Origin of the sequence: Achromobacter sp. (genome assembly GCF_036567245.1) — a bacterium.
Lineage (GTDB): Bacteria > Pseudomonadota > Gammaproteobacteria > Burkholderiales > Burkholderiaceae_B > Achromobacter.
On sequence record NZ_DATCUY010000279.1, the window covers coordinates 18,744 to 37,283 of the forward strand.

Genomic DNA, 18,540 nt, shown 5'->3' on the forward strand with positions numbered 1-18,540 from the left:
ATAAGGAAAACGAACATGTCCCAATCGCTTGCTACCGTCGCTTACCTCGGTGCTGCCATTCTCTTCATCCTCAGTCTGGGAGGACTGTCCAACCCGGAAACCTCGCGCCGCGGCAACCTCTTCGGCATGATCGGCATGGCATTGGCCGTGCTGGCTACCGTCCTCGGCCCGCGCGTGAGTCCCAACGGCATTGCCTGGATCGTTGGCGCGCTGGTCGTCGGCGGAGGCATCGGACTCTACGCTGCCAGGGTCGTGAAAATGACCCAGATGCCCGAGCTGGTTGCGCTCATGCACAGCCTGGTGGGTCTGGCCGCCTGCCTGGTCGGCTTCGCCAGCTATGTCGATACCTCGGTGCAGTTCCAGGGCGCGGAGAAAGCCATCCACGAGGTGGAGATCTATGTCGGCATCCTGATCGGCGCGATCACGTTCAGCGGCTCGCTGATCGCCTTCGGCAAACTCAACGGCAGGATCGGCGGCAAGCCGCTGCTGCTGCCGGGCCGCCACTGGCTCAACCTGGCGGCGCTGCTGGCCGTGATGTGGTTCGGCAAACAGTTCCTTGATGCCGCCGGCCCCGCTGCGGGCATGCCGGCGCTGGTCGTCATGACGGTGATCGCGCTGCTGTTCGGAGTGCACATGGTCATGGCTATCGGCGGAGCCGACATGCCGGTCGTGGTGTCCATGCTCAACAGCTATTCGGGATGGGCGGCGGCGGCCACGGGCTTCATGTTGAGCAACGATCTGCTGATCGTCACTGGCGCGCTGGTGGGTTCTTCGGGCGCGATCCTCTCCTACATCATGTGCCAGGCGATGAACCGCAACTTCGTCAGCGTGATCGCGGGCGGTTTCGGCTCCGGCGCGCCGAAGCGGGCGGCCTCGGGCGGCCAGGCCGCGGCGCCGCAAGGCGAAGTCGTGCCCGTCAACGCCACCGAAACGACCGACATGCTGCGCGAGGCCAAGAGCGTGATCATCGTTCCCGGCTATGGCATGGCCGTGGCCCAGGCCCAGCACACGGTGTACGAGATCACCAAGACCCTGCGCGAAAAAGGCGTGGACGTGCGCTTCGCCATCCATCCGGTGGCTGGCCGCATGCCGGGCCACATGAACGTGCTGCTGGCCGAGGCCAAGGTGCCCTACGACATCGTGATGGAGATGGACGAAATCAACGAGGAGTTCCCGGACGCCGACGTGGCCATGGTGATCGGCGCCAACGACATCGTGAACCCCAGTGCGGCGGAAGACCCGACGAGCCCGATCGCCGGCATGCCGGTGCTGGAAGTATGGAAAGCCAGACACTCCATCGTGATGAAGCGGTCGATGGCCTCGGGCTATGCGGGTGTGGACAATCCGCTGTTCTACAAAGAGAACAACCGCATGTTGTTCGGGGATGCGAAGAAGATGCTGGACGAGGTGCTGTCAGCGCTCAGGGGCTGACCAGCCTCCCCGTGCCGGGCGCCATCGTGGCGATGGCGCCCGGCACGGATGAAAGGCCTCAGCTTCGCGCGGCGGGTCGGGCGCGTCTCGGCCTGCTTGCTTTGAGGGAGTTCCAGCGGCTCGCGCGCTCTTCGATTGTGGTGGGAAAAATCTCCAGGCAAAGCTTGTGAAGCGTACGGACGAACGGATTCGATTTCAGGAACATGGCTTCGCCGAAATAGATGGGAATCTTCGGCGCGTTGGGAAGCGCGATGCAGTTCAGGCGCCTTTCCGACTCGTCGATGCACCAGGTGGGCAGCAATGCGAAGCCCAGGCCTTCGTCGACGCAGCGCTTGACGCTCATGCTGGTCGAGGTGGACACCGCGACCTTGGGCTGCTCGTTGCCGACCGACAAATAGTCCAGTGCGATATTGCGGAGCATCTGGCCGGGTTCATATGTCACCAGCGGCCGTCCCAGAGCCCATTCCGGAACAGCCGCCTCATCGGCTGGCGCGGGCCAGCTCGACGGGAACGCCAGCGCCGGCTGATAGTCGCAGATCACGCGCTGCGGAATCACGGCATCGCCAAAATAGCGCTCGCTCAAACAGACATCCAGCGAGCCGTTGCGGATCAGTTCCGGCAGCGAGACGTCCTTTTCGTAGCCGACGATCTCGACGTTGGGATACATCCGCCGAAACTTCGTCAGCACCGGCGGCAGCAGGTAGTAAAAGATCGCGTGCGGCATCCCGATACGGATGACCGGCCGCTCCTTATCGATCAGGCTGCCCAGGCGCGTCAGCATGACATCGAATTCCGGCGCCAGCAGTCGGTAAAGGCTGGTGCCGCGCGGCGTGAGCTTGATCGACTTGGCGCCACGCCCAGCGATCACCAGCTTCTCGCCGACGCGCTGCTCGAGGCGCCGGATGTGATTGGCCACCGACTGGTAAGTGATGTTCAGCCTGCGCGCCGCGGCCGAATAGGTTCCCTCCTGTGCGACGAGGAAAAAAGTCTGCGTGAGAGTAAGGTCCACCTCTTGCATCGCGCCTCCGGCTTGCCGGTTCAAATATAAATTTTCTTGTAGGTCTGGCTCGATGAATTGTATCGCCCCAAGCTGGGGCGATCTATAACATCGGCCTCAGGTTTGGCCTCCGAACCGCGCGGCAGCACCGGCATCCTGGATATGTTTGCCGCGCAAGAGTGAGGGTAAGTTGAGTGAGCCATGGACAAGAAAGATCGGTGCATCCTCGCGTTGCTTCAGACAGATGCGCGCCTCTCGAACAATGAAATCGCGGAACAGGTCCACCTGTCGCCGACCGCGTGCTGGAAGCGGATTCAGCACTTGCAGGCGTCCGGCCTGATTCGCCGCCAGGTTTGCCTGTTGGACAACAACAAGGCGGGGCTGGGCGTGACGGTGTTCGTCTCGATAAAGACGAACCGCCATGACCTCAATTGGCTTGAAAAATTCTCGCTCGGCGTCAAGGATATGCCGGAGGTCATGGAGTTCTATCGGATGACCGGCGACACCGACTACCTTCTCAAGGTGGTGGTCCCCGATATCGCGGGGTTCGATTTCGTCTACAAGAAGCTCATCCAGGTCGCCGAACTGTTTGACGTGAGCTCGAGTTTTGCGATGGAGGAACTCAAGTACACCACGGCGTTGCCGCTAGACCATCTTTGATTCGCAAGCGTGGCAAGCCCCAGCCCTAGGGAATGGCATTCCAAAGCGACGGATTGGATGTGGAGCGTAATTGGAGCGGGTGATGGGAATCGAACCCACGCTTGAGGCTTGGGAAGCCGCCGTTCTACCATTGAACTACACCCGCTCGGGTGTCGTGCCTGCGGCGCAAAGCCGAAGCAGAGGCGGCGATTATAGCGCGCCTTTTTTCATTGCCGGAGGCCGGTCGCCGCCATACTCCGGAGGGCTTCGGCCTTTGCGGATTAAATACGTCCCCAATTTAGTGCATCTGGGCGACAGCGGTGCGCCGGACCTGCCACTACAATTCGGGCTATGAATACGAACACCCCCGAAAACAACCCTGCGACCGCCCCGGCCCCGGCTGCCGCAAGCACCCCCGCAACGCCTGGCGGCGAGGCCGCGTCGGCGGCCGTTTCCCCGGAAACCCAGGCGGCGCTGGCCAGCACCGCGCACGCCCCCAACAGCCCGGGCGCGACCCACATCCGCAGCTTTGTGCATCGCCGCGGCCATATCACCCAAGGCCAGTTGGCCGCGCTCGAGCGCCTGATGGGCCAATGGTCCATCGCGTATGCGCCCCGCCGCCTGGATCCCGCCGCCGCCTTCGGCCGGCAGGCGCCGACGGTGCTGGAGATCGGCTTCGGCATGGGCGAGACCACCGAGAAGATCGCACTGGCGCGTCCGGGCGACAACTTCCTGGGCGTGGAGGTGTTCAACGCCGGCGTCGGCTCGCTGCTGCGCCGCATTGAAGACTCCAGTATCCCCAACCTGCGCATCATCCAGCACGATGCGGTGGAAGTGGTGCGCGACATGATCGCCCCGGACTCGCTGGCCGGCGTGCATATCTATTTCCCGGATCCCTGGCCGAAGAAGCGCCATCACAAACGCCGTCTGATCCAGCCCGCGTTCATCTCGCTCCTGGCCAGCCGCATCGCGCCGGGCGGCTACATCCACTGCGCCACGGACTGGGAAGACTACGCGGTGCAGATGCTGGACGTGCTGGGCAACGAGCCACAGCTTGCCAATACCGCGGACGGTTACGCGCCGCGCCCCGATTACCGCCCTTTGACCAAATTCGAGAACCGCGGCCTGCGCCTGGGCCACGGCGTCTGGGACCTGATCTTCAAGCGAGTCGCCTGATGCTATATCCGCCTATCGAACCCTACCGCCAAGGCACGCTGGACACTGGCGACGGCCACCAGATCTATTGGGAACTCTGCGGCAATCCGCAGGGCAAGCCCGCCGTGTTCCTGCATGGCGGCCCCGGCAGCGGCTGCTCGCCCGTGCATCGCCAGTTGTTCGATCCGCAGCGCTACAACGTGCTGTTGTTCGATCAGCGCGGCTGCGGCCGTTCGCAACCCCACGCCAGCCTGGAGAACAACACGACCTGGGACCTGGTGTCGGACATCGAACGTCTGCGCACCGAGGTCATGGGCGCGGAAAAATGGCTGGTGTTCGGCGGATCCTGGGGTTCGACGCTGGCGCTGGCCTATGCGGAAACCCACGTATCCCACGTCAGCGAGCTGGTGTTGCGCGGCATATTCAGCCTGCGCCGCTCGGAGATCCATTGGTTCTATCAGGAAGGCGCGTCGTGGCTGTTCCCCGACCGCTGGGAAGAGTACCTGGCGCCGATTCCGGAAGCCGAGCGCGGCGATCTGGTCGCGGCGTATCACAAGCGCTTGACGGGCGACGATCCGGCCGAGCAGTTGCGCGCGGCCAAGGCCTGGAGCAAATGGGAAGACAGCACCATCACGCTGCTGCCCAGCCCGCGCCATCAGCAAAGCCATGCCGCCGACCGCGCCGCGCTGGCTTTCGCCCGCATCGAGAACCACTACTTCGTGAACCACGGCTTCATGGAAGAAGGCCAATTGATCCGCGACGCGCAAAAGCTGCGCGGCATACCCGGCACCATCGTGCAGGGCCGCTACGACGTCTGCACCCCGGCGCGCACTGCCTGGGACCTGCACCGTGCCTGGCCCGAGGCCGAATTCCACCTGGTCCCGGACGCGGGTCATGCGTTTGACGAACCCGGCACGTTGGCGCGGCTGATCGCCGCCACCGACGGCTACGCGCGATAACTGAGGAGACCTGCATGCACATCACCCTGAACGGAGACGCACGGGAGTTTCCCCTGGACACGACCGTGAACGAGCTGCTGGAAGCGCTGGGCTATGCCGGCAAGCGCGTGGCCGTGGAACGCAACGGCGAAATCGTACCGAAGAGCCAGCACGAGCAGACCGCGCTGACGGACGGCGACCAGATCGAAATCGTCGTGGCCGTCGGCGGCGGCTGAAGCCAGGGCCGCACTGAAAAGCTGCAAAGACAAGGGCCGCTGCGATAGTGGCCCTTGTCGCATGTAGCCGCGCGCCGGATGCGGTTTAGACCCACCGCGGTGCATTCCCTGCAAACTGACCAGCATTCTTGCGTAGTCTGCCAACAGGCTAGCAACCTGTTACACGTTAACCCCTCGTCGCGCGGGGAATGTGCGAGTCATAATCGTTCCTGCTGGTTTCGTACTCTTGTCTTGCTGTTGTTCTAGCGTTGCACATCGCCCTCATGGGCAGAGGAGGCATCATGAACACCGCAGTCATCATCAACCTGATCATCCAGCTTGTCGCCGGCGCTGCCGGGGGCAATGGCCTGGGAAAGATGCTCCAGCAGTTCAATCTGGGTCCTTTGGGCAACACCATAGCAGGCGCCATCGGCGGCCTGGCGGGTGGTTCCTGGCTGGCCCCGATGATTACCGCGGGAGCCGGCGCGGTTGCAGCGGGCAATACGGGAATGGATCTTTCTGCGATCGCCAGCAGCGTGGTCGGCGGCGGCGTCGGTGGCGCCGTGCTGACCTTGATCGCCGGCGTCGTGCGCAAAATGTTCATGGGCCAAAAGCCCTGAAGGCACTGGTTTTCTCACCGCAACATAGATAAAGGAAACACTATGGGTCTGCTCAATTTCATCAAGGACGTTGGAGAAAAGCTCTTCGGCGCCAGCGAGGCCAAGGCCGCGACGGCGGACGAATTGAAGAAAGAGCTGGATAAGCACGGCCTGAATGCCGACGGCTTGCAGATCTCGGTCGATGGCGACAAGGTCACGGTGGCGGGCGAGGCCCTCAGCACGGAAGCGGCAGAGAAGATCACTCTGGCGCTGGGCAACACCGTGGGCGTGGCCCAGGTGGACAACCAACTGAAGGTGAAACAGGCCGCGCCGGAAGCCAAGATGTACACGGTGCAAAAGGGCGACAACCTGTGGAAGATTGCCGAAGCGCAATATGGCAAGGGCCAGGGCGCCAAGAACAACCTGATCTTCGAAGCCAACAAGCCCATGCTGACCAGCCCCGACAAGATCTACCCGGGCCAGGTGCTGCGCATCCCGCCCCTGTCCTGATCACCTGCGGAAATCGGACAAGCTGGAAAGCACCCATGCGCTTTCCGGCTTGCATCGCGGCAGGCGCCCCCTGCTAGCCGCGATTACTTGGCCAGACGCAATGTCTGGCCATTTTTTTTCCGCCGGGCCGCCCCAAGGAAAAAGCGCCCCCCCCCTTGGGGGCAGCAAGCGAGCGAAGCGAGTGCGGCGTTGGGGGCACACAGCAAGCGCACGCCGTGCGCGCGCCGTGGGGCATCACTTCATCAAGCGGCCCATCCCCTTCATGCCGCCCATGGCGCGCATCATCTTGGCCATGCCGCCCTTCTTCATCTGCTTCATCATGCCCTGCATCTGTTCGAACTGGGCGAGCAGGCGGTTGACCTCTTGCACCGGCACGCCGGAACCGGCCGCGATGCGGCGCTTGCGCGAGGCCTTGATGAGTTCGGGCTTGGCGCGTTCGGCTGCCGTCATGGAGTTCAGGATGCCTTCCGTGCGGCGCAGCTGCTTTTCAGCCTGGCCGCCTTGCAGCTGGCCGGCGGCCTGCTGGAACTGGGCCGGCAGCTTTTCCAGCAGCGAGCCCATGTCGCCCAGCTTCTTCACCTGGCCGAGCTGGTCGCGGAAGTCGTTCAGGTCGAACTTGTTGCCCGACTTGATCTTCGCGGCCAGCTTCTGGGCTTCGGCGATATCGATGTTCTTCTGGGCCTGCTCGACCAGCGACACGATGTCGCCCATGCCCAGCACGCGCTGCGCCATGCGCTCGGGGTAGAACGGCTCCAGGCCGTCCAGCTTTTCCGAGACGCCGACGAACTTCAGGGGCTTGCCGGTGACGTGGCGCACCGACAGGGCCGCGCCGCCGCGGGCGTCGCCGTCCAGCTTGGTCAGCACCACGCCGGTCAGCGGCAGCGCTTCCGCGAAGGCGCGAGCGGTGTTGACCGCGTCCTGGCCTTGCATGGCGTCGACCACGAACAGCGTTTCAACCGGCTTGACCAGATCATGCAGCGCGCGGATCTCGCGCATCATGGCTTCGTCGATGCCCAGGCGGCCGGCCGTATCCAGGATCAACACGTCATAGTGGTGGCGGCGCGCGTGGTCCACCGCGTTGCGGGCGATGTCCTCGGGCTTCTGGCTGGGATCGGACGGCAGGAAATCCACGCCGACCTGCGCCGCCACGCTCTTCAACTGGTCGATAGCGGCCGGACGGTAGACGTCGGCGGACACCACCAGCACTTTCTTCTTGCCGGTCTTGCGACCGTGCTGCGTGTGCTGGCCTTCGGAGAGCCAGCGCGCCAGCTTGCCGGTGGTGGTGGTCTTGCCGGCGCCCTGCAGGCCGGCCATCAGGATGACGGCGGGCGGCTGCACCGCCAGCGACAGTTCGCCGGAGTCTGCGCCCAGGTCGCCGCCCATGAGGGCGGTCAGTTCCTTGTGGACCACGCCCACCAGGGCCTGGCCGGGACTGAGGCTGCTGGAGACTTCTTCGCCCAGCGCCTTTTCCTTTACCCGCGCGACGAACTCGCGCACGACGGGCAGGGCCACGTCGGCTTCCAGCAGCGCCATGCGCACTTCGCGCAGCATCTCCTGGGTGTTGGCCTCGGTCAGGCGGGCTTCCCCTCGCAGCGTCTTGACGACGCGCGACAGGCGTTGAGTTAGGTTATCGAGCATGAGAGGCGTTTCCGCTTAAACTAGTTGATTGAACGGTGGCCGCAGGCGCGGATTCTGCGCTTTCGGGCGGCATGCGCCCCAAGGCCCCATCCAGACAACGGTTTCTATGTCACTAGGCATTGTATTTCACACGGCGGCTGCCTTGGCGTACGCAGTGCTCGGAGGGTCCCTTTGGATCCGCCTGGCCCGCGGCGGCGGCGTGGAACAGACCGGCAAGATCGCCCGTCTGTGCCTGCTGGGTGCCCTGGTTCTGCATGGAATTGGGCTGCAACAATCGATGCTGGGGGCCCAGCATCTGTTCATCGGGTGGGCACTGGCCCTGTCCGCGGCCATCTGGCTGGGCATGGTGGTGTTCTGGCTGGAAAGCCTGCTGGTGCGCATAGACGGCCTGCAATTGCTGCTAGTGCCCGCCGCCACCATCGCAAGCGGCCTGGCCGCGCTCTTCCCGCAGGGGCAGTTCGTGCCCCATGCCAATGACGCCTGGCTGCGCGTCCACCTGCTGATCGCGCTGGCGGCCTATGGCCTGATCACCATCGCCGCGCTGCACGCCATGATGATGGCGCTGCTGGACCGCCACCTGCATCGCCCGCTGGAAGCTCCCGCCGAACGCAGCATCGTCGGCCGGGTGCTGGATTCCCAGCCGCCGCTGCTGGTTCAGGAACAGCTGCTGTTCCGCATCATCTGGATAGGCTTTGTTGTGCTGACCCTGGCCGTGGGCACGGGTTCGGTAGCATCCATGAAGCTGACGGGCAAGATCCTGCCGTTCGATCACAAGACCGTGTTCACCCTGCTGTCCTGGCTGACCTTCGGCGTACTGCTGGCCGGACGCCACATCTGGGGCTGGCGCGGCCGGGTCGCCCTGCGCTGGACGCTGACGGGTTTCGGGTTCCTGATTCTGGCCTATACCGGCAGCCGGTTCGTGCTGGAAATGATTCTGCATCGAGGTTGAAGTGGGCAAGTTGCTGTTCTGGATCGTTCTGATCATCCTGGTGCTGTTCGTGGCCCGTCTGGCCGGGCGCATGGCGGCAGCACGCCAGGCCGGCGCGCAGGACGCAAAAAAGGCCAAGACCGGCCCGGGCGGGCCCAAACCACTGGAATCCATGGTGCGTTGCGCCCACTGCGGCATCCATCTGCCCCGCTCCGAAGCCTTGCAGCAGGACGGCCAGATCTGGTGCAGCGCGGAACACGCCCGCCTGGGCCCCGCCAAGCACTGATCCGCCGCCTCATTAGAAGCTTGCCGCCCCGCACGGCATAATGCGTGTTGGAATCAACACGCATGCTCTCTTCCCATGGCCTTGCTTCTGGATCGTCATGGCTGGCTGGCGCCAGCCCCGGGTATTTCGCTCATGCCCTCCCCCAACCGCGACGCGCGCCCCTCGGGCGCGCAGGTATCGCTGCTGGTGCTGCACAACATCAGCCTGCCGCCCGGGCAATTCGGCGGCCCTGAGGTTGCCGGGCTGTTCCTGAATACGCTGGACTACGGTTCGCATCCCTGGCTGGAACGGCTGCGCGGCCTGCGCGTGTCGGCGCACTTTTTCATCCGCCGCGACGGCAGCATCATCCAATTCGTCGCCACCGATGAGCGCGCCTGGCATGCGGGCGTGTCGCGCCATGTGGGCCGCGAACGCTGCAACGACTTCTCCATCGGCATAGAGCTTGAAGGCACGGATACCCTGCCCTACGCCGAACAGCAGTACCTGGCGCTGCGCAGGCTGACGCCGGCGCTGCGCGCGCGCTATCCGCTCGCCGCCGCCTGGGGCCATGAGCACATCGCCCCGGGCCGCAAGACCGACCCCGGGCCCGCTTTCAACTGGACGCGTTTTGCGCGCGACAGCGGCTTTGCACGGCGGCAGCTGCCGCCCGTCTGACACTACAAGGAATGGTTATGTTGAAGATCTGGGGACGCCTGACTTCCGTCAACGTTCAGAAAGTCATGCTGGCGGTGCGCGAGCTGGCCCTGCCGCATTCCTTCACGCAGGCGGGCGGCCCGTTCGGCGTGGTCGATACACCTGAATTCGCCAAGCTGAATCCCAACCGCATGGTGCCCGTCATCGACGACGGCGGCTTTGTGCTGTGGGAATCGAACGCCATCGTGCGCTACCTGGCCGCGCGCTACGGCGCGGGCAGCCTGTGGCCGGAAGACGTGTGCATGCGCGCGGACGCCGACCGCTGGATGGACTGGCAAGCCACCGAATGGCAGGGCGTCATGGGACCGGCCTTCCTGGGCCTGATCCGCACGCCCGAGGCCAAACGCGACCAGGCCGCCATCGACAACTCGGTCAAGCGTTCAAATGCGCGCGCCCTGATCCTGGACCAGGCTTTGCAGGGCCGCGAGTTCATCGCCGGGCGCCACCTGACCATGGGCGACATCGCCCTGGTCTGTTCCGCCCACCGCTGGCTGGCCCTGCCGATCGAGCGCCCGGACACGCCGGCGCTGTCGGCCTGGTATCGCCGCGTCATGATGCGTCCGGCCCCGCAGGGCGTGCTGACGCTGCCGCTGGAATAAGGCGCCGGGCCGCGGCTTCAGCCGCGGTCCACCTTCCATCCCAATTCCGCTGAAATCCCCGCCGCCGCGCCCTGCACGACGGCGACCATGTCGCGCATGCGTTCCAGTGACATGTAGGGCACCGTGCTGGATACGCTGATCGCGGCGACGATGCCGCTGGAGGCGTCGCGCACCGGCGCCGCCACGCAGCGGATGGACGGCTCGTTGTCTTCGAGGTCGAACGCGTAGCCGTTGGCCGCGTAGTCGCGCATGCGGTCGCGGAAGATCTCCCAGGTCTGGCTGCCGCCGGGCGCACGCGACGACACCGGCGCGCCGACGCGGTACAGCGCCTTCCATTGCGGCTCTTCGGTATCCAGCAGCAGCGCCTTGCCCACGCCCGTGGCGGCCAGCGGCATGCGATGGCCCACACGCGAACGCATTTCCAGCCCCTTCTTGCCAGGGATCTTTTCCAGGTACAGGACCTCGTCGTTGTCGCGCACGGCGAGATGGATGGTGTCGCCCGTCTGTTCCGCCAGGCCGTCCAGGTAGGGACGCGCCAGCGTTGCCATGGGAAAGGCCTCGCGCGCCTGGAAACCCAGTTCGATCAGCTTGGGCCCCAGCACATAGCCCACACCGGGCAAGGACCGCAGATAGCGTTCCTGCACCAGGCAGCTGGCCAGGCGGTGCGTGGTGCTGCGCGCCACGCCAATGCGGGCGCAGATTTCCTTCAGGTCGCGCGCCCCCCCGGCCACCGCCTGCACCACCGCCAGGCCGCGCATCAGCGTCTGCGTGCCTGCGGGCGCGGCGGCATCGGGATCCAGGGTGGGCGTACGGTCGGGAGTCTGCAAGGTGGTCATGAAAACGGGGTCGGGCGATAAAGAGAACGAGTGCAAGCATAACCGGCACGATCGCGGCGGGATGCCGGGAAAAGGCGCGCTTTCCGGGTGATGTCCCAGAGAGGGCACGGGATGGTGAAGGGACTGTCACCACCCAAATATTCCCTGTATATGGGATTTGATTCTATATTTTGAGATTTTTCAAGCACTGATCTAGAATTTTTCCCATCGCCCGCCGCGCGCTCCCAACGTCCGGCAGGCATCAGACAACAAGGTCCGCAGAACCCTGCACTCCGCGCCAGCCTCAACGCGCGTCCGCAGCCGGATTTGCGGCCAGAAACGAGACAGATTCTGATGACTACCGGATCTCCCGCCCGCGCGGCGCTCATCGCGCTGGATTGGGGCACTTCCTCGCTGCGCGCCTACCGGCTGGATGCCGCAGGCCGCACGCTGGACACGCGCCACCTGCCCTGGGGCATCATGCGCCTGCCTCAGCCGCTGCAGGACGGCGCCGCCACCACGGCGCTGTCGGGCTTCGAACTGGCCTTCGAGCAGGCATGCGGCGACTGGCTGCGGGCCGAGCCCGCACTCCCGGTGATTGCCTGCGGCATGGTCGGCAGCGCCCAGGGTTGGAAGGAAGCCGCCTACCTGGACGTGCCGGTCGACCTGCAGCGCATCGGCACGCTGCTGACCGAGGTCGAACGCGAGGGTGGCCCCTCCCTGCATATCGTGCCCGGCCTGATCCAGCGTCATGGCCTGCCCAACGTGATACGCGGCGAAGAGACCCAGGTCGTCGGCGTGATGGCGGACCAGGCGACCCGCAGCGCCGACAGCGTCCTGATCGGCCTGCCCGGCACGCATTCGAAGTGGGTCAGCGCCCGCCGCGGCCGCGTCACGCATTTCGACACCTTCATGACCGGCGAGGTTTATGCCGCGCTACGCGGCCACACCATCCTGGGCCGGACCATGGCCGACGCCGCCAGCGCCGACATGGCCGCTTTCGAGCGCGGCCTGAAAGTGGCTGGCGCGCCTGCCGGCCGCGCCGGTGTCCTGTCCACCATTTTCAGCACGCGCGCGCTCGGCTTGACCGGCGAACTGGCGCCCGAGTCGCAAGCCGACTATCTGTCGGGCCTGCTCATCGGCCATGAAATCGCCGCGCTGGCCGACATGCTGGAACAGCAGGGCGAACTGCCCCGTATCGTGCTCTGCGGCGATCCCGCGCTGTGCCGCCGCTACATCCAGGCCATGCAGCACTACGGCCTGGGCACGCCCGAGCAGGCGCAGAACGCCACCGAGCGCGGCCTCTGGCACCTGGCCGTCTGCGCCGGGCTGGTCGCCTCGCCCTCCACGGAATAGGAGCCCGACATGAACCACCCCGGTCTGCAAACCGCCATGGCCCACTGCGGCCTGATCGCCATCCTGCGCGGCATCACGCCCGCCGAGGCCGAAGCCATAGGGCTGGAACTCTATGCCGCGGGCTTCCGCCTGATCGAAGTGCCGTTGAATTCCCCGGACCCGCTGGACAGCATCCGCGCCATGCGTGCGGCCCTGCCCACCGACTGCCTGATCGGCGCCGGCACCGTGCTGGATCCCGAGGACTGCGCCCGGGTCCAGCAGGCCGGCGGCGAGCTCATCGTCATGCCGCACAGCGACGCCGCCGTGATCCGCCGCGCCAAGCAGCTGGGCATGGCCTCCTGCCCCGGCGTGGCCACGCCCACCGAAGCCTACGCGGCCCTGGCGGCAGGCGCCGACGTGCTGAAGATGTTCCCGGCCGAGCAGCTCGGCCCCGCCGTGCTGAAGGCCTGGCGCGCCGTCATGCGCCCGCCGATCGCGCTGGCGCCCGTGGGCGGCATCACGCCCGACAACATCGCCATTTACGCCCAGGCGGGCGCCAGCGGCTTCGGCCTGGGCTCCGCCTTGTACAAACCCGGCCTGTCGGCCGCCGCAGTCGGCCAGAACGCGCGCGCATTCATCGCCGCCTGGCAACGCGCCTATCCCGCCCAGGAGACCCAAGCATGAAGATCACCAAGCTCACCACCTACATCGTGCCGCCGCGGTGGTGCTTCCTGAAGATTGAAACGGACGAAGGCATCGTCGGTTGGGGCGAGCCCGTCGTCGAAGGCCGCGCGCATTCGGTGGCCGCAGCGGTCGAGGAACTGTCCGACTACCTGATCGGCAAGGATCCCCGCAACATCGAAGACCACTGGACCGTGCTGTACCGCGGCGGCTTCTACCGCGGCGGCGCCATCCACATGAGCGCGCTGGCCGGCATCGACCAGGCCCTGTGGGACATCAAGGGCAAGCACCTGGGCGTGCCGGTCTCGCAACTGCTGGGCGGTAACGTGCGCGACCGCATCCGCGTGTACTCGTGGATCGGCGGCGACCGCCCCGCCGACACTGCCGCGGCCGCCAAGAGCGCCGTGGAACGCGGCTTCACCGCCGTCAAGATGAACGGCACCGAAGAGCTGCAGTACATCGATTCCTTCGACAAGGTCGAGAAGTGCCTGGAAAACGTGGCCGCCGTGCGCGACGCGGTCGGCCCCAACGTGGGCATAGGCGTGGACTTCCACGGCCGCGTGCACAAGCCCATGGCCAAGGTGCTGATGAAGGAGCTGGACCCGTTCAAGCTCATGTTCATCGAAGAACCCGTGCTGAGCGAACACTACGAAGCGCTGAAGGAACTGGCGCCGCTGACTTCCACCCCGATCGCGCTGGGTGAGCGCCTGTTCTCGCGCTGGGACTTCAAGCGCGTGCTGTCCGAAGGCTATGTGGACATCATCCAGCCCGATCCCTCGCACGCCGGCGGCATCACCGAGACCCGCAAGATCGCGGCCATGGCAGAAGCCTACGACGTGGCGCTGGCCCTGCACTGCCCGCTGGGTCCCATCGCGCTGGCGACCTGCCTGCAGATCGACGCCGGTTGCTACAACGCCTTCATCCAGGAGCAGAGCCTGGGCATCCACTACAACGCCGCCAACGACCTGCTGGACTATGTCAGCAACCGCGAAGTCTTCGCCTACGAAGACGGCATGGTGGCGATTCCGCAAGGCCCCGGCCTGGGCATCGAGGTCAACGAGGAATACGTGAAGGAACGCGCCGCCGTCGGCCATCGCTGGCGCAACCCGGTCTGGCGCCATGCCGACGGCAGCTTCGCCGAATGGTAAGCCGATAAAAGCCAGCCGATAAAGAGAAAGAGGAGACATCCCTTGTCCACAGCCACCCACGCCGGCCTGCAGAGCGCCCAGCGCCCCACGCGCAGCCGGTACCTCATCATGGTGATGCTGTTCATCACCGTCGTCATCAACTACCTGGACCGCAGCAACCTGTCCATCGCCGCGCCGGCGCTGAAGGACGAGTTCGGCCTGGACACCGTGCATGAAGGCCTGATCCTGTCGGCCTTCGGCTGGACCTACGCCGCCATGCAGATCCCCGGCGGCTGGCTGGTGGACCGTGTGTCGCCGCGCGTGCTGTACGCGGCCGCGCTGATCCTGTGGTCGGCGGCCACGTTCTTCATGGGCTTTGCCGGCAGCTTCGTCATCCTGTTCGTGCTGCGCCTGGCTGTCGGCGCGCTGGAAGCGCCTGCCTATCCGATCAACAACCGCGTCGTCACCACCTGGTTCCCCGAACGCGAACGCGCCACCGCGATCGGCTTCTACACCTCGGGCCAGTTCGTCGGCCTGGCGTTCCTGACGCCCGTGCTGGCGTGGCTGCAGCATCACTACGGCTGGCACATGGTGTTCGTCAGCACCGGGCTGCTGGGCATCGTCTGGGGCGTGCTGTGGTTCATGATCTACCGCGAACCGCGCCAGTTCAAGGGCGCCAACGCGGCGGAAATCGAGCTGATCCAGCAAGGCGGCGGCGTGGTCGACCTGGACCGCAACGTCAAGGAAAAGAAGGCCCCCTTCAACTGGAACGATCTGGGCCTGGTCATGAGCAAGCGCAAGCTGTGGGGCGTGTACCTGGGCCAGTTCTGCCTGACCTCCACGCTGTGGTTCTTCCTGACCTGGTTCCCCACCTACCTGGTGAAGTACCGCGGCATGGACTTCATCAAGTCCGGTTTCCTGGCGTCGGTGCCGTTCCTGGCGGCCTTCGTCGGCGTGCTGTGCTCGGGCGTGCTGTCCGACTTCCTGATCCGCCGCGGCGCCACCATCGGCCTGGCGCGCAAGCTGCCCATCATCCTCGGACTCTTGATCTCCACGTCGATGATCGGCGCCAACTTCACCGACTCCACGCCCTGGGTCATCTTCTTCCTGGCCGTGGCCTTCTTCGGCAACGGGCTGGCGTCGATTACCTGGTCGCTGGTGTCGACGTTGGCGCCCGTGCGCCTGTTGGGACTGACGGGCGGCGTGTTCAACTTCGTCGGCAACCTGTCGTCGATCTGCACGCCCATCGTGATTGGCTTCCTGGTGACCAAGGACAGCTTCGCGCCGGCCATCGTGTACGTGTCGTCGCTGGCCTTGCTGGGCGCGCTGTCGTACATCTTGCTGGTGGGCAAGGTGGAACGGATCGAAGCTTGACCGCTCCGGTTTCCCCGGCATGAAAAAGGGCGCCTGCATGTGCACAGGCGCCCTTTTTACTGGCTGCTTGCCGCGGCCTCAGCAGCCCTGCATCGCCAGCTTGCGCTGGCGCTGGTTGCTGGCCCGCTGCCATAGCACCAGGCCCAGTCCGCCAGCGGCGATCACGGCGCCAGCCACGGGCACTGCGGCATAGCTCATGCCCGCCGAGATCACGCCTCCGCCGGCTGCCGCACCCAGCGCATTGCCCAGGTTGAAGGCGCCCACGTTGACCGACGAGGCCAGGCCCGGCGCGTCGGTGGCGGCGCGCATGACGCGCATCTGCAGCGGCGGCACCACGGCGAACGTGCCGAAGCCGAAAATCAACAGCGCAATCGCAGCGCCGACCGGCGTGGCGGCCAGCCACGGAAACGCCAGCAAGTCGGCAATGATCAGCACCAGGAAGGCGATCAGGCTGCCATCCAGCGAGCGGTCGGCAAAGCGCCCGCCCACGGTGTTGCCGATGGTGAAGCCGATACCGATCAGCACCAGCATCGCCGTGATGAAGTTGGGCGAAGCGCCGGTCAGTTCCGCCAGCGTCGGCGCGACGTAGGTGTAGAGCGTGAACATCGCGCCCGCGCCCAGCACGGTGGTCAGCAAGGCCACCAGCACCACCGGGCTCTTCAGCACGGCCAGCTCGCGGCGAATGTCGGGGCGGCGTCCGGCTTCACCCGCCGGGAGCGCGAACCACAGCGACAACATCGCGATCAAACCCAGCACCGAGGTCGCGGCGAACGACATGCGCCAACCGATGACCTGCCCCAGCCAGGTGGCGGCCGGCACCCCGCCCACATTGGCGATGGTCAGCCCCAGGAACATGGTGGCGACGGCGCTGGCCTGCTTGTGGCGCGGTACCACGCTGGCGGCCACCAGCGAACCCAGGCCGAAGAAGGCGCCGTGGTTCAGGCTGGTGACCAGGCGCGCCAGCAGCAGGGTCGTGTAGTTGGGCGACAGCGCGGACAACACGTTGCCCACCGTGAAGATCGCCATCAGCACCAGCAGCGCGTTACGGCGCGACCAGCGCGACAGGGCCAGCGTCATCAGGGGCGCGCCCAGCATCACGCCGATGGCGTAGGCGCTGATCAGCATGCCGGCACTGGGAATGGACACGTCCACCCCTTCGGCGATCACGGGCAACAGGCCCATGGGAGAAAACTCGGTCACGCCGATGCCGAAGGCGCCGACGGCAAGCGCCAACAATGGCAGGCCGGCCTTCACCGGCTGGGAGTCCTGGGGATGCATGTGGTTTCCTTGGGTTCGATTGCGCCGACCGGAGCGTTTCTGGAGCAGGCCGGCGCGGATGGCCGGGGCGCGGGAAAGGCCCGATCGGAAGGCAGGCGCCCAGTATGCCGCTGCGATCCTTGCGGAAAAAGACAGGAAACAGCGAAACACTTTTGACTTGGAGTCATGAATCCCGACGCAGGGCGGGGTAGCGCGCGCTCAGCGGAACTAAGCCAGCCCCAACAGCCTTTCTGTCTCCCGCGCCAGGGCGACCAGCCGCGGGCCGATGTCGGCCGCGCGCTCGCGGTAAGGACCGTCGTCCGACGGCACGCCGCAATTGAAGACGTACAGCAGCGACTGGTAGGGCCGCCCCAGCGGCGCGGCAAAGCCGTAGGCGTCCGGGCGCCACTCCAGGTTGTTGCCGCAATAGCCCTTGCGTTCCAGGTCGCGCCGCGCCGCCGCCAGGCTGGGGAAATGCGCCTCGTAGTGGCGGGCGTCGGCCACGCGCAGCTGGTTCAATACAGTGGCCCGCTCTTCGTCCCCGACCCGCGCCAGCCACGCCTTGCCGGCGGCGCTGGAGAGCAGCGGCAGCGAAGCGCCGATGTCCGGCCGGGTCTGCAAGGCTTCATTGGAACGGGCCGTCTCCACGTACACCATCTGCAGGCGGTCGCGCACCACCAGGGACACGGCGCCGCGCGCATGGTCGGCCAGTTGCTTCATCAGCGGCCGCGCCAACTGCCGGATCTGCATGCTGGCCAGCAGGGGATAGCTCAGCGCCAGCACCGAGGCGCCCAGCCGGTAGCGCGCAGGCTCGCCTTCGCGCTGCAGGAAACCCAGTTCCACCAGCGTGTGCGTCAAGCGGGCCACGGCGCTGCGCGACAGGCCGGTCTGCTGCGCGAAGTCCTTGTTGGCCAGCACCGGCATGTCGGCCCGGAAGCAGGCCAGGATATCGATGCCGCGCGCCAGCGTGGTGGTGAACTCTCGGTCCTGGTCACTCGTCATTCTGGCGCTCCAGCATTTTTTCCACGCGCGTCACCAGCGTCAACAGGCGTGGCGCGATGCGGCCGCGCAGGTCGCCCGGGCGCAACCGCGTGACGGGTACGCCGCAGTTGAACACCAGCGCCTGGCCGTCGACCCGCGTACGCATGGGTACTGCCACCGCATGCACGTCCGAATGCCAATCGCCCTGCCCCACGCAATAGCCATGCTCGGCATAGTCGCGCTGCGCCTGCTCCCAGTCCGGCGCATGGCGACGCCAGATGGCCGGATCCTGGCGCCGCAGCGCCGCCAGCACGGGTTCGGCCTCGTCGGCCGGCGCTTGCG

At 65.8% G+C, this 18,540-nt stretch carries 20 protein-coding genes, 1 tRNA gene and 1 pseudogene; 15 read left to right on the forward strand and 7 right to left on the reverse strand.

Annotated features, from left to right (window positions below; translation table 11 throughout):
• Window positions 1–15: 15 nt before the first annotated feature.
• On the forward strand, window positions 16–1,431 hold the full coding sequence (pntB, locus tag VIR09_RS12330; protein ID WP_332013133.1) for a Re/Si-specific NAD(P)(+) transhydrogenase subunit beta: 1,416 nt from the start codon (window positions 16–18) through the stop codon (window positions 1,429–1,431).
• A 58-nt stretch (window positions 1,432–1,489) separates the two neighbouring features.
• Here pntB and VIR09_RS12335 read toward each other — a convergent pair whose 3' ends face one another.
• Window positions 1,490–2,449 carry a LysR family transcriptional regulator gene (locus VIR09_RS12335; RefSeq protein WP_332013134.1) on the reverse strand — a complete coding sequence of 320 codons (960 nt, stop codon included), beginning with the start codon at window positions 2,447–2,449 and terminating at the stop codon, window positions 1,490–1,492.
• Window positions 2,450–2,629: 180 nt separating this feature from the next.
• Here VIR09_RS12335 and VIR09_RS12340 point away from each other — a divergent pair, with 180 nt between their 5' ends.
• Entirely contained in the window at window positions 2,630–3,088 is a 459-nt protein-coding gene (locus VIR09_RS12340; RefSeq protein ID WP_013396409.1) for an Lrp/AsnC family transcriptional regulator, read from the forward strand.
• A gap of 71 nt (window positions 3,089–3,159) precedes the next feature.
• Here VIR09_RS12340 and VIR09_RS12345 read toward each other — a convergent pair.
• Window positions 3,160–3,233: transfer RNA gene (locus tag VIR09_RS12345), tRNA-Gly, on the reverse strand.
• A gap of 185 nt (window positions 3,234–3,418) precedes the next feature.
• Between VIR09_RS12345 and trmB the strand changes: the two genes are divergently transcribed.
• The 5 genes from trmB (at window position 3,419) to lysM (ending at window position 6,484) form a co-directional block, all read left to right on the forward strand.
• Window positions 3,419–4,243 (forward strand): tRNA (guanosine(46)-N7)-methyltransferase TrmB, encoded by an 825-nt coding sequence (trmB, locus tag VIR09_RS12350; protein ID WP_332013135.1) that lies wholly within the window; start codon window positions 3,419–3,421, stop codon window positions 4,241–4,243.
• Complete coding sequence (pip, locus tag VIR09_RS12355) at window positions 4,243–5,181, forward strand: prolyl aminopeptidase (RefSeq protein ID WP_332013136.1); 939 nt, start codon at window positions 4,243–4,245, stop codon at window positions 5,179–5,181. Before trmB ends, pip begins: the two co-directional genes overlap by 1 nt.
• 14 nt (window positions 5,182–5,195) lie before the next feature.
• The gene (thiS, locus tag VIR09_RS12360; RefSeq protein WP_013396412.1) at window positions 5,196–5,396 is read left to right on the forward strand and encodes a sulfur carrier protein ThiS; all 201 of its coding nucleotides are present in this window, start codon (window positions 5,196–5,198) and stop codon (window positions 5,394–5,396) included.
• A 281-nt stretch (window positions 5,397–5,677) separates the two neighbouring features.
• The gene (locus VIR09_RS12365) at window positions 5,678–5,995 is read left to right on the forward strand and encodes a hypothetical protein (protein WP_332013137.1); all 318 of its coding nucleotides are present in this window, start codon (window positions 5,678–5,680) and stop codon (window positions 5,993–5,995) included.
• Window positions 5,996–6,037: 42 nt separating this feature from the next.
• A complete protein-coding gene (lysM, locus tag VIR09_RS12370; protein WP_013396414.1) occupies window positions 6,038–6,484 on the forward strand; it encodes a peptidoglycan-binding protein LysM in 447 nt (148 codons plus the stop codon).
• 234 nt (window positions 6,485–6,718) lie between these two features.
• On the opposite strand, the gene ffh is transcribed toward lysM, so the two are convergent.
• Window positions 6,719–8,122 (reverse strand): signal recognition particle protein, encoded by a 1,404-nt coding sequence (gene ffh, locus VIR09_RS12375; RefSeq protein ID WP_332013138.1) that lies wholly within the window; start codon window positions 8,120–8,122, stop codon window positions 6,719–6,721.
• 106 nt (window positions 8,123–8,228) lie between these two features.
• Between ffh and VIR09_RS12380 the strand changes: the two genes are divergently transcribed.
• The 4 genes from VIR09_RS12380 to VIR09_RS12395 all read left to right on the forward strand — a co-directional run bounded on the left by VIR09_RS12380 (window position 8,229) and on the right by VIR09_RS12395 (window position 10,628).
• Window positions 8,229–9,071: a cytochrome C assembly family protein gene (locus VIR09_RS12380; RefSeq protein ID WP_332013139.1), complete on the forward strand. Its 843-nt coding sequence runs from the start codon at window positions 8,229–8,231 to the stop codon at window positions 9,069–9,071.
• Window position 9,072: 1 nt separating this feature from the next.
• The gene (locus VIR09_RS12385; RefSeq protein ID WP_332013140.1) at window positions 9,073–9,336 is read left to right on the forward strand and encodes a PP0621 family protein; all 264 of its coding nucleotides are present in this window, start codon (window positions 9,073–9,075) and stop codon (window positions 9,334–9,336) included.
• A 75-nt stretch (window positions 9,337–9,411) separates the two neighbouring features.
• Window positions 9,412–9,990, forward strand: coding sequence for a 1,6-anhydro-N-acetylmuramyl-L-alanine amidase AmpD (ampD, locus tag VIR09_RS12390; protein ID WP_332013141.1), 579 nt, complete (start codon window positions 9,412–9,414; stop codon window positions 9,988–9,990).
• A gap of 17 nt (window positions 9,991–10,007) precedes the next feature.
• The gene (locus tag VIR09_RS12395) at window positions 10,008–10,628 is read left to right on the forward strand and encodes a glutathione S-transferase (RefSeq protein ID WP_332013142.1); all 621 of its coding nucleotides are present in this window, start codon (window positions 10,008–10,010) and stop codon (window positions 10,626–10,628) included.
• 17 nt (window positions 10,629–10,645) lie between these two features.
• Here VIR09_RS12395 and VIR09_RS12400 read toward each other — a convergent pair whose 3' ends face one another.
• Window positions 10,646–11,464, reverse strand: coding sequence for an IclR family transcriptional regulator (locus VIR09_RS12400; RefSeq protein WP_332013143.1), 819 nt, complete (start codon window positions 11,462–11,464; stop codon window positions 10,646–10,648).
• A 333-nt stretch (window positions 11,465–11,797) separates the two neighbouring features.
• Between VIR09_RS12400 and VIR09_RS12405 the strand changes: the two genes are divergently transcribed.
• From VIR09_RS12405 to VIR09_RS12420, 4 genes are read left to right on the forward strand one after another with little or no spacing between them, the layout of a single operon-like run.
• Window positions 11,798–12,799 carry a 2-dehydro-3-deoxygalactonokinase gene (locus VIR09_RS12405; protein ID WP_332013144.1) on the forward strand — a complete coding sequence of 334 codons (1,002 nt, stop codon included), beginning with the start codon at window positions 11,798–11,800 and terminating at the stop codon, window positions 12,797–12,799.
• A 9-nt stretch (window positions 12,800–12,808) separates the two neighbouring features.
• On the forward strand, window positions 12,809–13,462 hold the full coding sequence (locus VIR09_RS12410; protein ID WP_332013145.1) for a 2-dehydro-3-deoxy-6-phosphogalactonate aldolase: 654 nt from the start codon (window positions 12,809–12,811) through the stop codon (window positions 13,460–13,462).
• Window positions 13,459–14,607: a galactonate dehydratase gene (gene dgoD / locus VIR09_RS12415; protein ID WP_013396423.1), complete on the forward strand. Its 1,149-nt coding sequence runs from the start codon at window positions 13,459–13,461 to the stop codon at window positions 14,605–14,607. Before VIR09_RS12410 ends, dgoD begins: the two co-directional genes overlap by 4 nt.
• A gap of 42 nt (window positions 14,608–14,649) precedes the next feature.
• A complete protein-coding gene (locus VIR09_RS12420; RefSeq protein WP_332013146.1) occupies window positions 14,650–15,960 on the forward strand; it encodes an MFS transporter in 1,311 nt (436 codons plus the stop codon).
• A gap of 78 nt (window positions 15,961–16,038) precedes the next feature.
• Here VIR09_RS12420 and VIR09_RS12425 read toward each other — a convergent pair whose 3' ends face one another.
• The 3 genes and pseudogenes from VIR09_RS12425 to VIR09_RS12435 all read right to left on the reverse strand — a co-directional run.
• On the reverse strand, window positions 16,039–17,238 hold the full coding sequence (locus VIR09_RS12425) for an MFS transporter (protein WP_332013147.1): 1,200 nt from the start codon (window positions 17,236–17,238) through the stop codon (window positions 16,039–16,041).
• A 207-nt stretch (window positions 17,239–17,445) separates the two neighbouring features.
• Window positions 17,446–18,219: an IclR family transcriptional regulator gene (locus VIR09_RS12430; protein ID WP_332013148.1), complete on the reverse strand. Its 774-nt coding sequence runs from the start codon at window positions 18,217–18,219 to the stop codon at window positions 17,446–17,448.
• A pseudogene (locus VIR09_RS12435) lies at window positions 18,209–18,540 on the reverse strand (IclR family transcriptional regulator); the annotation flags it as partial. The gene VIR09_RS12430 and the pseudogene VIR09_RS12435, both read right to left, overlap by 11 nt.

Coding starts and splice junctions, on each gene's coding strand:
- VIR09_RS12340 (WP_013396409.1), top strand. CDS start 2,630: ATGGACAAGAAAGATCGGTGCATCCTCGCGTTGCTTCAGACAGATGCG.
- ffh (WP_332013138.1), bottom strand. CDS start 8,122: ATGCTCGATAACCTAACTCAACGCCTGTCGCGCGTCGTCAAGACGCTG.
- thiS (WP_013396412.1), top strand. CDS start 5,196: ATGCACATCACCCTGAACGGAGACGCACGGGAGTTTCCCCTGGACACG.
- VIR09_RS12400 (WP_332013143.1), bottom strand. CDS start 11,464: ATGACCACCTTGCAGACTCCCGACCGTACGCCCACCCTGGATCCCGAT.
- VIR09_RS12380 (WP_332013139.1), top strand. CDS start 8,229: ATGTCACTAGGCATTGTATTTCACACGGCGGCTGCCTTGGCGTACGCA.
- pip (WP_332013136.1), top strand. CDS start 4,243: ATGCTATATCCGCCTATCGAACCCTACCGCCAAGGCACGCTGGACACT.
- VIR09_RS12335 (WP_332013134.1), bottom strand. CDS start 2,449: ATGCAAGAGGTGGACCTTACTCTCACGCAGACTTTTTTCCTCGTCGCA.
- dgoD (WP_013396423.1), top strand. CDS start 13,459: ATGAAGATCACCAAGCTCACCACCTACATCGTGCCGCCGCGGTGGTGC.
- ampD (WP_332013141.1), top strand. CDS start 9,412: ATGGCCTTGCTTCTGGATCGTCATGGCTGGCTGGCGCCAGCCCCGGGT.
- VIR09_RS12395 (WP_332013142.1), top strand. CDS start 10,008: ATGTTGAAGATCTGGGGACGCCTGACTTCCGTCAACGTTCAGAAAGTC.
- VIR09_RS12430 (WP_332013148.1), bottom strand. CDS start 18,219: ATGACGAGTGACCAGGACCGAGAGTTCACCACCACGCTGGCGCGCGGC.
- VIR09_RS12410 (WP_332013145.1), top strand. CDS start 12,809: ATGAACCACCCCGGTCTGCAAACCGCCATGGCCCACTGCGGCCTGATC.
- lysM (WP_013396414.1), top strand. CDS start 6,038: ATGGGTCTGCTCAATTTCATCAAGGACGTTGGAGAAAAGCTCTTCGGC.
- VIR09_RS12405 (WP_332013144.1), top strand. CDS start 11,798: ATGACTACCGGATCTCCCGCCCGCGCGGCGCTCATCGCGCTGGATTGG.
- VIR09_RS12425 (WP_332013147.1), bottom strand. CDS start 17,238: ATGCATCCCCAGGACTCCCAGCCGGTGAAGGCCGGCCTGCCATTGTTG.
- VIR09_RS12365 (WP_332013137.1), top strand. CDS start 5,678: ATGAACACCGCAGTCATCATCAACCTGATCATCCAGCTTGTCGCCGGC.
- pntB (WP_332013133.1), top strand. CDS start 16: ATGTCCCAATCGCTTGCTACCGTCGCTTACCTCGGTGCTGCCATTCTC.
- trmB (WP_332013135.1), top strand. CDS start 3,419: ATGAATACGAACACCCCCGAAAACAACCCTGCGACCGCCCCGGCCCCG.